This window comes from Marivivens marinus, from assembly GCF_035969385.1.
Lineage (GTDB): Bacteria > Pseudomonadota > Alphaproteobacteria > Rhodobacterales > Rhodobacteraceae > SELP01.
Genome location: NZ_JAYKKJ010000004.1, coordinates 337854 through 351660 on the forward strand (window position 1 = coordinate 337854; position 13807 = coordinate 351660).

A 13807-nucleotide genomic window follows, 5' to 3' on the forward strand; every position below is an offset into this window, starting at 1 on the left:
CGCGTTGCCATGGGCCGCGCTTGGGATTATGTGGGGGGAAACGCCGGCCGGAGGAGCCCCCATGCGTGACCTGAAAATCCCAGAGCAGCGCCACCCCGAAAAGGCGCATCGCCCGGACAATCCGCAACCGCGTAAGCCGGAGTGGATCAGGGTCAAGGCCCCGACCAGTCAGGGGTATAAGGAAACCCACCGCATCATGCGCGAGCATAAGCTGGTGACGGTCTGCGAAGAGGCGGGCTGTCCCAATGCCGGCGAATGCTGGAGCCAGGGTCACGCCACCATGATGATCATGGGCGAGATCTGCACCCGTGGCTGCACCTTCTGCAATATCGCCACGGGCCGCCCCGACGCACTGGACCAGTTCGAGCCGGGACGCGTGGCCGATGCGGTGCAGAAGCTGGGGCTGAACCATGTGGTGATCACCTCGGTCGACCGGGACGATCTGGCCGACGGCGGGGCTGAACATTTCGCCCAGACGATCCGCGCGGTCCGGCATCGCAGCCCGAACACCACCATCGAAATCCTGACGCCCGATTTCCTGAAATGCGATCCATCGGTTCTGGAAACCGTGGTCGCGGCGAAACCGGACGTGTTCAACCACAACCTTGAAACCGTCCCGGGCCTTTACCCCGAGGTGCGCCCCGGTGCCCGCTATTTCCATTCGCTGCGCCTGTTGCAGCGGGTCAAGGAACTGGACCCGATCATGTTCACCAAGTCGGGGATCATGGTGGGGCTGGGCGAAGACAGGCAGGCCGTTATGCAGGTCATGGACGACATGCGCGCCGCCGATATCGATTTCCTGACCATTGGCCAGTATCTGCAACCGACGCCAAAGCATCACGCGGTCGAACGCTTCGTGCACCCGGATGAATTCAAGGCCTACGAAAAGGCTGCCTATGGCAAGGGATTCCTGATGGTCTCGGCCACGCCGCTGACCCGGTCCAGCTATCACGCAGGGGACGATTTCGCCCGCCTGCGCGAAAACCGGATGAAGAAACTGGGCCGCGCCTAGCCCGCGATCGGAAAACTGGTCTGGATTTGCAGGGTTCCGTTGATCCCGGCGACCGCCTTGACGAAGCCGCGCACGGCATAGCCCTGCGTGTGGGTCGATCCGGCACCCATCCGGCCCGCGTTGTTGCGCCCAAGATGCCCCGCGCCGCCGCCCTTATCGCTGTCGTCATGGGCGCTGGAAATCTTGTATTTCCGGTGCGGTAGCGCCGCTTCCATGACGCAGTCCTTTTCCCCGATCTCCAGCCGTTGCAGTGCGATCTGGCCTTGCATGGAATTCAGGATCTCGGTGGTGGCGGAAACCTGATCGTCGAAGGTCCAGTAGGTGCCGGTTGTCCGCGGCTCTCCGGGTGTGTTCACTCGGGTCCGCTGGTCAAGAAAACTTGCGCCGCCGTGGATGCTGGCATGGGCCGGGGCCGGGGAGCGTTGGGTCCGTCCACCCGGGCCGACACCCGTCATCATCCGGTTGCCGCCGTAAATTTGCAGCATCCCGCGTACTTCCATTTCGGTGTAACGTCTGCGGTAGGTCGCCATGACACCCCCCCTTGTCGGTTGAAATCCAAAACCGGCCATCACTCGGCACCCAATACCCCGCCAAGGGTGGTCCCGGCGGGGTCGCATGCAAGAATTTTCCGGTCAGGGTCAGTTTTCGACGGGTGGAACGGCCTTGAGATAGGCGGCAATCGCCTGTCGGTCGGCCTCGGGCAATTGCGCGGTGTTCTGGACCACTTCGAACATCTCGCCCCCGGCGCTGTCGAATTCGGGGGTAAAGCCGCTGGTCAGGTATTCCACGATTTCACCTTCGGACCATGACAGGCCCCCGGGAGTGATATTGGGGACCCGGCCTGTCGCGCCGGGGATCGGGGCACCGGCCAGCCAGCGATCTGTCTGCAAGCCGCCCAGCGCGTTGCGGGGCGTGTGGCATTCGGCGCAATGGCCCATCGCCTCGACCAGATACCGCCCGCGCTCCTGTTCGGCGGTCAGGTCGCCGGTCAGGACCCAGTCGTCATTTGCAAACAGCAACTTCCAGCCGCCCAGCGACGCCCGGATGTTGAATGGAAATCCCACGTCATGCGGGCGGCTGTCGGCGTCTGACGCGGGCAGTGTGGCCAGATAGGCATAAAGATCGGCAATATCCTGCGCGGTCATCCGGGAATAGGACCCGTAGGGCAGTGCCGGATAATAGTGCCGATTGTCCGGAGAGGTGCCATGCCGCAGCGCATCGGCAAGATCCAGCAGGCTCCACCCGCCGATCCCGTTCTGGCCCGTGCTGATGTTGGGGGCGTAGAAGGTGCCAAAGGGGCTGGCAAACCCCTTGCCGCCCGCAAGCACGAGACGGGCCTCACCCTCGGCCTCGGGGGCGGCGTGACAAGACGCGCATCCGGTCGCGGCAAAGACGAGCGCACCACGGTCGTTATCGCCGGACAGGCCGTCGAACTCTGCCGGGTCAACGTGGCGGGGGCGGGTGACATAAAGGCCCGTGGCCGCGGCGATGGCGACGAAACCGATCAGGTAAGCAACTCGCTTTCGCAAGGTCATGGCGGCCCTTTCAACACATTTGCCGAAGGCGCGGGGAGGCGCCTTCGGCTACCATGTCAAACACAGGGTGGGGTCAGTTGTTCGACTGGCGATAGGATTGGTGGCAGCCCCCACAGGCCCCGCCCAGCGCCTGCATGGCGCCTTGCAGCGATTCTAGGCCATTGCCGGCGGCAGCTTCCATCGCGATGGCGGCGTCGACCATTGCGCCGCCCTTTTCCATCACCCCGGCCATGTCTTCCCAGATTGCCGGCAGCGCCTTGGTCCCTTCGACCGAAGCGTTGTCAGACCCCTGGGGCCAATAGGTGGACTGGTTCAGCTGCACAAGCGCGGCAAGGTTCGACGCAGCGGCGCTGGCGGCGTCGGCGTCATAGTCCATTTTGCCCTGGGCCATGCCGCCCAGAATGCCAAGGTTATGCGCATAGAGCTGCATTTGGGCCTGACGGGCCTTGATCGCGCCGGCAATGGCCGGATCGACGTGGCTTTCGGCCGTTGCGGTGGAGGTCAGGGCAAGCGCGGCGGCGGTGAACGCGATACCAGCGGAAAGTGCAAGGGTTTTCATGGAAACTCCACAGGGTTGAGAAAAGCATTGATTTCCCGATGGTATCTGTGCCCACACTAAAAGCCATTCGGAAATTTCGCGCAGAGGTGGGCGAAAAATGCACAGGGACAATTGGGACGACCTGCGGTTCGTTCTGTCGGTGGCTGAAACCGGGTCGGTCAGTGCGGCGGCACGGGCGCTGGGGGTGAACCATGCAACCGTCCTGCGCCGCATTGCCGGGTTCGAAGACCGGGTCGGGTCGGCGGTTTTCGACCGCACGGCGCAGGGATACCGGGTGCCGCCCGACAAGTTGCGGGTGATCGAGGCCGCCCGAGAGGTGCAGAATGCCATCATGAACGTCGACCGGCTGCTGCACGGGGTAGAGGCGCAATTGGCCGGGGTGGTGCGGATCACCTCGACCGATACCTTTTGCACCGCGGTACTGCCGCCCATCGTCGCCAATCTGCTATCCGAATCGCCCGGTCTGGCGATCGAACTGCATTGCACCAACGCGCATTTGGACTTGTCGCGGCTGCACGCGGACATCAGCGTGCGCCCGGCGCTGAAACTGGCCGACGATCTGGTGGGCGACCGGGCGGGGCAGATGGGGCTGATCCCCTATGTTGCGGCCCATCAGGCGCCCGAAAACTGGCTGGGTCTGACCGGCGCGCTGGCCCGGTCGCGGGCGGCGGACTGGATGGCATCCAACGTGGACCCGACGACGGTCACCAGCGGGGCGGACAGTTTCATGGTTCTGCGTGAAATGGTTGCCGCCGGATTGGGCCGCGGATTCCTTCCCGCAGCCATCGGCGAAGACGATCCGCGCCTGCGGCGCCTGCCCGAAGACATTGCCCCGATGCTGGTTGTCCCCCTTTGGGTCGTCAGCCACGTCGACCTTGCCGAAGCCCCGCGGCTGCGCAATATTCGCGCCCGTCTGGCAGCGGCCCTCACGGAAGAAACCGACTGGATGCTGGGGCGGGGAACTAGGCGTCCTCGGTGAACCGGACCTTGCCGATGAAGGGCAGGTTGCGGTTGCGCTGCGCATAGTCGATGCCGTAGCCGACGACAAATTCGTCGGGGATTTCAAAGCCGGTCCAATCCGCCTTGACGTCCACCTCGCGCCGGCTGGGTTTATCCAAAAGCGCGATCGACCGCAGCTTGTGCGGCTTGCGGGCATTCAGCAGGCCCAGCACGTGTTTCATGGTGAACCCGGTATCGACGATATCTTCGACCACCAGAACGTCACGGCCCTCGATGCCGCCGCGCAGATCCTTCAGGATACGGACCTCGCGGCTGGATTCCATGGCATCGCCGTAGGACGACGCCTCAAGGAAATCGACCTCGACGTTCAGGTCCAGTTCGCGCACCAGATCGGCGATGAACACGAATGACCCGCGCAGCAGGCCCACCACGACTAGTTTCTCGGTTCCCTTGAAATCCCGCTTGATGTCTTTGGCGAGGTCTTCGATCCGGGCGGCGATCGACTTGGCAGAGATCATTTCGTCGATCACGTAGGGGCGTTGCGACATTTCAGGGCAATCCTTGGTCTTTGGGTTGATTTCCGTCGGCCAGTCTACGACATCAGGGGGCAAAGTCACCAGAGCAGTTGGACGCATGCCCGCGCATTCCGAAACGAAATTCCTGCCCTATGGGCCCGCGCAGATGTATGATCTGGTGGGGGATGTGGCCTCCTATCCGAAGTTTCTGCCGTGGACGGCGGCTGCGCGTATCCGGTCGGTGACGGACTACGGCGATCACGCGGTAATGCTGGCCGACCTCGTGGTGTCCTTCAAGGTGTTCCGCGAAAGCTTTGGAAGCCGCGTGACCCTCTGGCCCGGCCAGCGGCGGATCGACACCGAATATATAGACGGCCCGTTCAAATACCTGAATTCGACATGGACCTTCGCCGAGGCACCGGGCGGCTGCGAGGTCCACTTTTCGGTGGATTTCGAGTTTCGCAATCGGCTGTTGCAGGGGGCCGCGGGGCTGTTCTTCAACGAAGCGATGCACCGGATCGTCGCCGCCTTCGAGGGCCGCGCGAAAGAGCTTTATGGGTGATCCCCGCCTCTTGCGGCGGCGTGGATTGAGAATATCGTAGCGGGTCGGAAGGATATGCCCATGCCCCTCGAATCCCATCTATCCGAATTCACCCTTGCCCCCCTGACCGGAGCGAAGGACGCCCGCGCGATGATGCGCCTGTCCCTGTTTGACTGGGCCGCTTGCGGATTGGCGGGCGTGGCAGAGCCATTGGCGGCCATCCTGCGCGACAAGGCTTTGGCCGAGGGGGGCGCGGCGCAGGCAACGCTGTTCGGCGGCAGGCGCGTTCCGGCCCGCGCAGCGGCACAGGTCAATGGCGCGATCAGCCACGCGCTCGACTATGATGACACCCATTTTGCCCATATCGGCCATACCTCCGTCGGGGTGGTGCCCGCGGCGCTGGCCGTCGCGGAACGGGAAGGGGCGGATATGGCGGGTCTTGTGGACGCCGCGCTGATCGGGTCCGAGGGCGCGGTCAGGGTGGGGGTCTGGCTGGGCCGCAACCACTACGAGACCGGGTTTCACCAGACCGCGACCGCCGGGGCTTTGGGCGCGACAATGGCGGCGGCGCGGCTGATCGGGCAGGTCAGGGCCGAGATGGCGCTAGGTCTCGCCTCGACCCGCGCAGCGGGACTGAAATCGCAGTTCGGCACAATGGGCAAACCGTGGAACGCGGGGCTTGCGGCGGAAACGGGGGTGGAATGCGCCACCCTTGCTGCACTTGGGTTCACGTCGAACCCGTCGGACATGTCAGGTGTGCAGGGGTTCGGCCCGACGCACCACGGCGCGGCAGAGGCAGAGGCGCTTGAAGGTCTTGGGCAAGACTGGCTTTTCCCGCAGGTCAGCCACAAGTTCCACGCCTGTTGTCACGGGCTGCACGCCACGATCGAGGCGCTTGGATCGCTTGAGCTGACCGCCGCGCAGGTGGATCGGGTGGAGGTGCGCACCCATCCCCGCTGGCTGAAGGTCTGCAACAAACCTGCCCCGCAGACCGGGCTGGAGGCCAAGTTTTCCTATGCTCATGTGGTGGCGATGGTGCTGGCCGGGGTCGAAACCTCGGCGATCCGAAATTTCAGCGATGCCCTTGCCCAGCGCCCGGATCTTGTGGCGATCCGGGATCGGGTGACCGTGGTGACCGACAGCACATTGTCGGAAATGCAGGCGGTCGTGACGGCGACCCTGACGGACGGCACGGCGCGGACCGCCCGGCACGATCTGGACGCCCCGATCAGCCTTGACGCGCGCGGCGACAAGCTGCGCCGCAAGGCGGCGGGCCTTTTGGGGGCGGAGCGGGCCGATGCGCTGTGGGCGGCGAGCATGGGCGATGATCTTGCGGCGTTTGCAGGGCTGTTGGCGGGGGGCTGATCTTGGTCCGAAAGGGCCGCGCCCGACCCTGGGTGGGCGCAAACGCCACTTGAGCTGTTTGCTGTCCTCAAAAAGATGTGGGGCCGATTTGCTTCTCGTTTCCGTGCAAATGCGCCCTCCCGGGGGGAGGGTCGGGCGCGGCCCGGGTGTACCATCCGGGCCCAGAAAGTTGAGTGACCTGAGCAGACATGAAAACGGGGGCCGGTGTGGCCCCCGTCGTTTTTTCCTTCCCGATTTGGATCAGGAGTTGAAGTCGTAGGCCCGTTCGCCGTGCACCGTCAGGTCAAGCCCGTTGGTTTCGGTTTCCAGATCGACCCGCAGCGGGGTGATCGCCTTGACCACCAGAACCAGCACGACCGACACCACGACAGTGAAGACACCGACGATGGCAAGGCTGCCTAGCTGCGCAGCCCAGCTGCCCGCGCCGAAGACGGCGATCATGATCGTGCCGAAGATGCCACCGACACCGTGCACCGCGAAGACATCCAGCGTGTCGTCGATCTTCAGCCGGTCGCGGATCAGGTTCACCGCTTCCTGACACAGGATGCCCGCGACCGAACCGATGATCAGCGCCGCGACCGGGCCGACAAAGCCCGAGGCCGGGGTGATCGAGGCAAGCCCGGCGATGGTCCCGGTGACAAGACCGACCAGAGAGGCGCGGCCGAACTTGATCTTTTCCCAAAGTGCCCAGGTCAGGGACGCAGCGGCGGCCGAGATATGGGTGACGGTCATCGCCATGGCCGCCCCGCCATCAGCAGCCAACTGCGACCCGCCATTGAAGCCGAACCAGCCGACCCACAACATCGCGGCCCCGATCATCACCATGCCGGGGTTATGCGGCGGGGTAGTGCGGTTTTTGCGCGGCCCAAGGAAGACGGCAATCACCAGCGCGGCCAGACCGGCGGTTTCATGGACGACGATCCCGCCCGCGAAATCCCGCACGCCAGTTTCCCCGAAGATGCCGCCATCGGCAAGGAACCCGCCGCCCCAGATCCAATGGGCAACGGGCGCATAGCACAGCAGCATCCAAAGCGCCGAGAAGGTCAGGACAAAGCCGAAGCCGACCCGCTCTACATAGGCGCCGACGATCAGCGCCGGTGTGATGATGGCGAATGTCATCTGGAAGGCAAAGAACAGCACTTCGGGCAGGTTGCCCGACACGGTGTCAGCATCGACCCCGTTCAGGAACATCTTGCCCAGCCCGCCCCAGATGGCGTTGCCGTCACCAAAGGCGATGGAATAGCCCGCGACCAGCCACAGGATGCTCATCAGACAGGCAATGGCGAAGACATGCATGAAGACGCTCAGCACGTTGCGCGCCCGCACAAGCCCGCCGTAGAACAGCGCCAGCCCCGGCAGTGTCATGAAGAGGACCAGCGCCGTTGCGACGATGATCCAGGCGGTATCCGCTCCGTTCATTTCCCTTCCTTTCCCGTATTTGGGTGTTTTGCGGGCAAGAAACGGGATGCGGCCGCCAAATAAAGCGGCAAAGGTCGGCGGGGTTGCAGAAAAACCGGGCAAAACCGGAACTGCCCGAATTTTGGGCAGATTGCGGGGGTGTCGCCCATGAGGCGGGCAGGGCGTGATTTCTAGGACAGGGCGCCCAGTAGCAGGGCCAGCGCATGATCGACGGTCGCCGCGCGCACCTGATCCCGGCCAATGGCCCCGAATTCGACCGTCTCTGTGACAGTGCCGGACGGGCTGGCAAGACCAAAGCAGACCCGCCCCTCGGGCTTGTGTTCCGATCCGCCCGGGCCGGCAATTCCGGTGACGGACACGGTCAGTGCCGCCTTGGACCGCGCCAAGGCCCCGTCCGCCATTTCGCGGGCGATTTCCTCGGACACGGCGCCGAACTGGTCGAGCGTTTCCGGGCGGATGCCCAGCATCTCGATCTTGGCGGCGTTGGAATAGGTCACGAACCCCCGGTCGACCACATCGGACGAGCCCGGAACGGCCGTCAGCGCCCCGGCAATCAGCCCGCCAGTGCAGCTTTCGGCGGTGGCTATCATCAGGCCGCGGGCGCGGGCGGCGTCCAGAACCTTGGCCGCGTCGGTCATCGCATCAACAGCCCGTGCGACAGTGCCGCCAGCCCAATGGTCACAATGGCGGCGAAGACCCCCGCGATCACGTCGTCCAGCATCACGCCCAGAGCATCGCCGCGCCGGTCGGCCCAGCCTACGGGGCCGGGTTTCCAGATATCGAACAGCCGGAACAGGACAAATGCCGCGATCCAGCCGGGGTAGAGCGCCAGAAGGTCCACGTTCATCATGCCCGCGCCGTAGATCACGGGCAGCAGGGCGATCCACTGGCCCGCGACCTCGTCAATCACGATCTCGGACGGGTCGTGGTCGTCCTTGCCGGCGGTTTCTGCCTGCGTGGCCCAGACCCCCGCGACGAACACCGCGACAGTCGCGGCAAGGAACCCCCAGACCCCGAACAGGGTTGCCACGGCCCAGCCGACCGGCAGGGCGGCAAGCGACCCCCAGGTGCCCGGTGCGGGCCGCAGATAACCGGCATAGAAGAAGGTCGCGATGATCCGGGTCATGTCTTCACCAATGTTGCGGTTGCGATGGCGGCGATCCCCTCGCCTCGGCCGGTAAACCCCAGCTTCTCGGATGTCGTGGCCTTGACGCTGATCCGGTCCGGGGTCAGTCCCATGATCTGGGCCATTTCCTGTTTCATGGCAAGGGCATGGGGGCCGATCTTGGGGAATTCACAGATCAGGGTGCAATCGGCATGGGTGATCGCAAATCCCCGGTCCCGCGCAAGGGCGCAGGCGTGTTCAAGAAAGATATAGCTGGCCGCGCCCTTCCATTGCGGGTCGGAGGGCGGGAAGTGCTGGCCGATGTCCCCGTCGCCCAGCGCGCCGTAGATCGCATCGGTCACCGCATGCATCCCGACATCCGCGTCGGAATGCCCCTTCAGCCCGTGGTCATGTGGAATATCGACGCCGCAGAGCGTGACATGGTCGCCGGGCCCGAAGGCGTGCACGTCGAACCCGTTGCCGGTGCGTATATCCATTGTTTGCCCCAATATGGCCTCGGCCCGCGCGAAATCGGCGGGGGTGGTGATTTTCAGGTTGCGTTCATCGCCCTCGACAATGCGGACGGGGATGCCGGCGGCGCGGGCGACGGCGACGTCATCGGTGGCGCTGCCGTCCTGCGCGGCAAGAGCGGCGCGGAACGGCGCAAGGTGGAATCCCTGCGGGGTCTGCGCCCGGTAAAGGCCGCTGCGATCCTGTATCCCCGCGACCGAAGCCCCGGCCCCGGACCAGAGCGTGTCGGTCACCGGCAGGGCAGGGGCCGCGCCCGGCCCGTCGTCCAGAGCGTCCAGCACCCTGTCGATCACCACGGGCGGAAGGCAGCAGCGGGCGGCATCGTGGATCAGCACGCGGTCGGCCTCTGTCTGGGCCAGCCCGGCCTTGACCGAAAGGGACCGGGTCGCCCCGCCGATCGCGATTTTCGCCCGCGCCCTCAGGTCCAGCCGTTCGGCCCAACCCATGTCATCGGCTGAGATCACCAGCACGATCTCATCCACGCGCGGATGCGCCTCGAAGACCCCCAGCGTATGTTCGACGACCGTGCGGCCAGCCACGGCGCGCCACTGCTTTGGCGGGCCGTCTCCCGCCCGGGTGCCACGCCCGGCGGCGACGATGATGGCGGCTGTGGTCATTGTGGTCCGTCGATTGCCTTTACCCCGTTCCTAGGGCCAAGGGGCAGGCGGCGCAAATGGCGAATTGTCGGGCCAATTTGCACAAAAAATAGGCGAGCCGTGATTATTGCACAAAAATTCACGCCCATTTCGTTGTCTTGCCCGCTGCGCCCGCGTATTTCAGGGGCGAAATAGCTGAAAAGACCCTGCCTTGACCGACGCCGTGATTCCCCTTGGCCCCCTGACGCTGACGCCGCCCGTCGCGCTGGCCCCGCTTGCGGGGGTCACGGACCTGCCGTTCCGGCAATTGGTCAGCCGCTTTGGCGCGGGCTGGGTGGTGTCGGAAATGGTGGCCAGCCAGGAAATGGTACAGGCAAAACCCGGGGTGCGGGAACGGGCCGAACTGGGGTTCGATCAGCAGAACACCGCCGTGCAACTGGCCGGACGCGAGGCCACCTGGATGGCCGAGGCGGCCCGGATCGTCGAGGCCAATGGCGCAAGTTTTATCGACATCAACATGGGTTGCCCGGCAAAGAAGGTGACCAACGGATATTCCGGGTCGGCCCTGATGAAGGACCTTGACCATGCGCTGACCCTGATCGAGGCGGTGGTCGGCGCGGTCAGCATCCCGGTCACGCTGAAAACCCGGCTTGGCTGGGACGATGCCCTGATGAACGCCGCCGATCTGGCCCGCCGGGCCGAGGCCGCGGGGATTTCGATGATCACCATTCACGGCCGCACCCGCTGCCAATTCTACAAGGGCCACGCCGATTGGGCCGCGATCCGGGCCGTGCGCGAGGCGGTGACCATTCCGGTGATCGCCAATGGCGACATCGTGGACAGCGGGTCCGCGGGCGAGGCGCTGCGGGCCTCGGGCGCGGACGGGGTAATGATCGGGCGCGGGGCGCAGGGGCGGCCATGGCTGCTGGCGCAGGTGGCGCATGACCTGTTCGACGGCCCGGCGCCCCGGATCCCGGCGCCGGCCGACTTTGCCGACATGGTCTGTGGCCATTACGAGGCCTCGGTCGCCTTCTACGGTGTGGAACTGGGGACCAAGGTCATTCGCAAACACCTTGGCTGGTACATGGACGACGCAGGCACACCGGCACCGCTGCGCAAGGCGGTATTGACCGAAGCCGATCCGGCGCGGGTCTTGCGCCTGTTGCCGGGGGCGCTGGAAGCTTGGGAAAGGGCGGCGGCATGATCGTTGACAACGCGCTGTGGAATTCGCTTCCGGTGCCTGCGCTGCTTTTGGGGCCGGACGACGTCATCGTCGATTCCAACCCGGCGGCGGAAAGCTTTCTGAACCTTTCGGCAAAGTCCCTTGTCGGGTCGAACATCTGGGAAAAGGTGATGATCGACGCGCCGCTGGAGGAACCCTATGCCCGGGCGCGGGATTTCAGTTCGTCGCTCTTTGTCAACGATGTCGATGTCGGCTCGGGCGAACGCGCGCCCATGCAATGCAACATCCAGTTCGCGCCCTTGCAGGGGCAGGACGGGGTCATGCTGATGATGATCTCTCCGCGCGAAATCGCCAGCCGGATGACCCAGAACAGCCATTCGGGCAAGGCCGCGAAATCGGCCATCGGCATGGCCGAGATGCTGGCCCATGAGATTAAGAACCCTCTGGCGGGGATCACCGGCGCTGCGCAGCTTCTGTCGATGGGCCTGCCCACCGAAGATCAGGAAATGACCGACCTGATCGTCGATGAATGCCGCCGGATCGTGAAGCTGTTGGAGCAGGTGGAACAGTTCGGCAACCTGCGCCCGCCCTTGTTGAAACCGGTGAATATTCACGACGTGCTGGACCGGGCGCGGCAGTCGGCCTCGGTCGGGGTGGCGGCGCATATGATGTTCATCGAGGACTATGACCCCTCGTTGCCGCATACGCTGGCGGATGCGGACCAGTTGCTTCAGGTGGTTCTGAACCTGATCAAGAACGCGGCAGAGGCGGGCGGCCCGGGCGGGTCGATCCGGCTGCGCACCTTCTATGATGCCTCGCTGCGGGTGCGCCGGATGGATGGCACCCACGCGCGGCTGCCGCTGCAGATTGAAGTGGTGGACGACGGGCCGGGCCTGCCCCCCGATATCGCCGCTGATGTGTTCGAACCCTTCGTCTCGGGCCGCGAGAACGGAACCGGGCTGGGGCTGGCGCTGGTGTCGAAACTGGTGGGCGACGTCGGCGGCTGGATCTCGGTGGAGTCGGTCCCCGGCAAGACCGTGTTCCGCATTTCGCTGCCGCTGGCCCCGAAGGAAACCAATGAAGACGGGAAGGAAGACAGCTGATGGATGGCACAGTTCTTGTCGCCGATGACGACCGCACGATCCGCACCGTTCTGACACAGGCCCTGACCAGGGCGGGCTGCAAGGTCCATGCCACCGCGTCGATGGTGACGCTGATGCGCTGGGTGGAAGAGGGCAAGGGCGATCTGGTGATCTCGGACGTGGTCATGCCCGATGGCAACGGGCTGGAACAGTTGCCCCATATCGCCGAGGCGCGGCCGGGCCTGCCGGTGATCGTGATTTCGGCCCAGAACAACATCATGACCGCGATTCAGGCGGCCGAGGCCGAGGCCTATGATTATCTGCCCAAGCCGTTTGACCTGCCCGACCTGATGAAACGGGCCGCCCGCGCGCTGGAGGTCAAGCGCCGCGCGCCCAGCCGCAGGACGGATGGGCAGGCGCAGGACACCGACCTACCGCTTGTGGGCCGGACCCCGGCGATGCAGGGGTTGTATCGGTTGGTCGCGCGGGTGATGAACACGCAGCTGTCGGTTCTTGTCACCGGCGAAAGCGGCACGGGAAAATCCCTGATCGCCAAGGCGATTCACGATTTTTCGGACCGGCGTAACCTGCCCTTTGTGGTGGTCAGCCCCGCCGATCTGGACGGGATGGACGGGCCGTCCACCGTTATGGCGCGGGCCAAGGGTGGGTCACTGCTGTTCGACGAGGTTGGCGATCTGGACGAGGTGGCGCAGGCCCGTGTCGTGCGGATGCTGGACGCCCAGCCTGAAAACGGACCCCGGATCATGGCGACCAGCCGCGGGGACCTGACAGGTCTGATGGAATCGGGCCAGTTCCGTGAAGACCTGTTTTACCGTCTTGGCGGTGTCACGATCGATGTGCCGTCGCTCCGCGAACGGGTCGATGACATTCCGCTTCTGGCGGAACACTTCCTGATCAAGGCAGAAAAGGAAGGGATGCCGCTGCGCCGCCTGTCGGACGAGGCGCAAGAGGTCGCCCGCACCTACAGCTGGCCCGGCAACGTGCGGCAATTGGAAAATGCCATGCGGCGGCTGGTGGCGACCGCCTCGGAAGAGATCATCACCCGGTCCGAGATGGAAGCGGTCCTGATGAACCAACCGGCGGCGGAACCGCTGCGCGGCGGGTCGGACGGCGACAAGCTCTCGGCCTCGGTCGCGCGGCACCTGCGCCGCTACTTTGACCTGCATGGCGGGATGTTGCCCCCGCCGGGCCTGTATCAGCGGATCCTGCGCGAGGTCGAGACCCCGCTGATCGAGATCGCGCTGGACGCCACAGGCGGAAATCAGGCGAAATGCGCGGACCTTCTGGGCATCAACCGCAATACCCTGCGCAAGAAGATCACCGAGTTGGATATTGAGGTGACACGCCGCCGCAAATTGATGTAAAACCGCAACAGAACCGTGG

The 13807-nt window shown here is 64.7% G+C and carries 15 protein-coding genes; 7 read left to right on the forward strand and 8 right to left on the reverse strand.

The window, feature by feature from the left end:
- The first annotated feature begins 61 nt into the window (after positions 1-61).
- Positions 62-1012, forward strand: coding sequence for a lipoyl synthase (gene lipA, locus U3648_RS08710; RefSeq protein ID WP_420858842.1), 951 nt, complete (start codon positions 62-64; stop codon positions 1010-1012).
- Here lipA and U3648_RS08715 read toward each other — a convergent pair.
- From U3648_RS08715 to U3648_RS08725, 3 genes are all read right to left on the reverse strand, one after another.
- Positions 1009-1542, reverse strand: coding sequence for a hypothetical protein (locus tag U3648_RS08715; RefSeq protein ID WP_420858843.1), 534 nt, complete (start codon positions 1540-1542; stop codon positions 1009-1011). The genes lipA and U3648_RS08715 overlap by 4 nt on opposite strands.
- 108 nt (positions 1543-1650) lie before the next feature.
- Positions 1651-2541, reverse strand: coding sequence for a cytochrome c (locus U3648_RS08720; RefSeq protein ID WP_420858912.1), 891 nt, complete (start codon positions 2539-2541; stop codon positions 1651-1653).
- Between the two features lie 79 nt (positions 2542-2620).
- Positions 2621-3106 carry a c-type cytochrome gene (locus U3648_RS08725; RefSeq protein WP_420858844.1) on the reverse strand — a complete coding sequence of 162 codons (486 nt, stop codon included), beginning with the start codon at positions 3104-3106 and terminating at the stop codon, positions 2621-2623.
- A 97-nt stretch (positions 3107-3203) separates the two neighbouring features.
- Here U3648_RS08725 and U3648_RS08730 point away from each other — a divergent pair, with 97 nt between their 5' ends.
- Positions 3204-4085 (forward strand): LysR family transcriptional regulator, encoded by an 882-nt coding sequence (locus U3648_RS08730; protein WP_420858845.1) that lies wholly within the window; start codon positions 3204-3206, stop codon positions 4083-4085.
- Here U3648_RS08730 and hpt read toward each other — a convergent pair.
- On the reverse strand, positions 4069-4614 hold the full coding sequence (hpt, locus tag U3648_RS08735) for a hypoxanthine phosphoribosyltransferase (RefSeq protein WP_420858846.1): 546 nt from the start codon (positions 4612-4614) through the stop codon (positions 4069-4071). The genes U3648_RS08730 and hpt overlap by 17 nt on opposite strands.
- A gap of 85 nt (positions 4615-4699) precedes the next feature.
- Here hpt and U3648_RS08740 point away from each other — a divergent pair, with 85 nt between their 5' ends.
- A complete protein-coding gene (locus tag U3648_RS08740; RefSeq protein WP_420858847.1) occupies positions 4700-5143 on the forward strand; it encodes a type II toxin-antitoxin system RatA family toxin in 444 nt (147 codons plus the stop codon).
- Positions 5144-5203: 60 nt separating this feature from the next.
- A complete protein-coding gene (locus U3648_RS08745) occupies positions 5204-6487 on the forward strand; it encodes an MmgE/PrpD family protein (protein WP_420858848.1) in 1284 nt (427 codons plus the stop codon).
- A 240-nt stretch (positions 6488-6727) separates the two neighbouring features.
- On the opposite strand, the gene U3648_RS08750 is transcribed toward U3648_RS08745, so the two are convergent.
- The 4 genes from U3648_RS08750 to U3648_RS08765 all read right to left on the reverse strand — a co-directional run bounded on the left by U3648_RS08750 (position 6728) and on the right by U3648_RS08765 (position 10159).
- Positions 6728-7906 carry an ammonium transporter gene (locus U3648_RS08750; RefSeq protein WP_420858849.1) on the reverse strand — a complete coding sequence of 393 codons (1179 nt, stop codon included), beginning with the start codon at positions 7904-7906 and terminating at the stop codon, positions 6728-6730.
- 170 nt (positions 7907-8076) lie between these two features.
- A complete protein-coding gene (locus U3648_RS08755; RefSeq protein ID WP_420858850.1) occupies positions 8077-8544 on the reverse strand; it encodes a CinA family protein in 468 nt (155 codons plus the stop codon).
- Positions 8541-9032, reverse strand: a complete 492-nt coding sequence (locus tag U3648_RS08760) for a phosphatidylglycerophosphatase A family protein (protein WP_420858851.1) — start codon at positions 9030-9032, stop codon at positions 8541-8543. The genes U3648_RS08755 and U3648_RS08760 overlap by 4 nt, the downstream gene beginning before the upstream one ends.
- Positions 9029-10159 (reverse strand): bifunctional 2-C-methyl-D-erythritol 4-phosphate cytidylyltransferase/2-C-methyl-D-erythritol 2,4-cyclodiphosphate synthase, encoded by a 1131-nt coding sequence (locus tag U3648_RS08765; RefSeq protein WP_420858852.1) that lies wholly within the window; start codon positions 10157-10159, stop codon positions 9029-9031. Before U3648_RS08765 ends, U3648_RS08760 begins: the two co-directional genes overlap by 4 nt.
- A gap of 190 nt (positions 10160-10349) precedes the next feature.
- Between U3648_RS08765 and dusB the strand changes: the two genes are divergently transcribed.
- The 3 genes from dusB to U3648_RS08780 are packed head-to-tail and all read left to right on the forward strand — an operon-like array spanning position 10350 to position 13788.
- Positions 10350-11342 carry a tRNA dihydrouridine synthase DusB gene (dusB, locus tag U3648_RS08770; protein ID WP_420858853.1) on the forward strand — a complete coding sequence of 331 codons (993 nt, stop codon included), beginning with the start codon at positions 10350-10352 and terminating at the stop codon, positions 11340-11342.
- On the forward strand, positions 11339-12424 hold the full coding sequence (locus U3648_RS08775; RefSeq protein ID WP_420858854.1) for a two-component system sensor histidine kinase NtrB: 1086 nt from the start codon (positions 11339-11341) through the stop codon (positions 12422-12424). Before dusB ends, U3648_RS08775 begins: the two co-directional genes overlap by 4 nt.
- A complete protein-coding gene (locus U3648_RS08780; protein ID WP_420858855.1) occupies positions 12424-13788 on the forward strand; it encodes a response regulator in 1365 nt (454 codons plus the stop codon). The genes U3648_RS08775 and U3648_RS08780 overlap by 1 nt, the downstream gene beginning before the upstream one ends.
- Positions 13789-13807 lie beyond the last annotated feature (19 nt).

Excerpts from the sequence above, each read along its gene's own strand:
- lipA (WP_420858842.1), top strand. The coding sequence starts at position 62 with ATGCGTGACCTGAAAATCCCAGAGCAGCGCCACCCCGAAAAGGCGCAT.
- U3648_RS08715 (WP_420858843.1), bottom strand. The coding sequence starts at position 1,542 with ATGGCGACCTACCGCAGACGTTACACCGAAATGGAAGTACGCGGGATG.
- U3648_RS08725 (WP_420858844.1), bottom strand. The coding sequence starts at position 3,106 with ATGAAAACCCTTGCACTTTCCGCTGGTATCGCGTTCACCGCCGCCGCG.
- U3648_RS08730 (WP_420858845.1), top strand. The coding sequence starts at position 3,204 with ATGCACAGGGACAATTGGGACGACCTGCGGTTCGTTCTGTCGGTGGCT.
- hpt (WP_420858846.1), bottom strand. The coding sequence starts at position 4,614 with ATGTCGCAACGCCCCTACGTGATCGACGAAATGATCTCTGCCAAGTCG.
- U3648_RS08740 (WP_420858847.1), top strand. The coding sequence starts at position 4,700 with ATGCCCGCGCATTCCGAAACGAAATTCCTGCCCTATGGGCCCGCGCAG.
- U3648_RS08745 (WP_420858848.1), top strand. The coding sequence starts at position 5,204 with ATGCCCCTCGAATCCCATCTATCCGAATTCACCCTTGCCCCCCTGACC.
- U3648_RS08750 (WP_420858849.1), bottom strand. The coding sequence starts at position 7,906 with ATGAACGGAGCGGATACCGCCTGGATCATCGTCGCAACGGCGCTGGTC.
- U3648_RS08755 (WP_420858850.1), bottom strand. The coding sequence starts at position 8,544 with ATGACCGACGCGGCCAAGGTTCTGGACGCCGCCCGCGCCCGCGGCCTG.
- U3648_RS08760 (WP_420858851.1), bottom strand. The coding sequence starts at position 9,032 with ATGACCCGGATCATCGCGACCTTCTTCTATGCCGGTTATCTGCGGCCC.
- U3648_RS08765 (WP_420858852.1), bottom strand. The coding sequence starts at position 10,159 with ATGACCACAGCCGCCATCATCGTCGCCGCCGGGCGTGGCACCCGGGCG.
- U3648_RS08775 (WP_420858854.1), top strand. The coding sequence starts at position 11,339 with ATGATCGTTGACAACGCGCTGTGGAATTCGCTTCCGGTGCCTGCGCTG.
- U3648_RS08780 (WP_420858855.1), top strand. The coding sequence starts at position 12,424 with ATGGATGGCACAGTTCTTGTCGCCGATGACGACCGCACGATCCGCACC.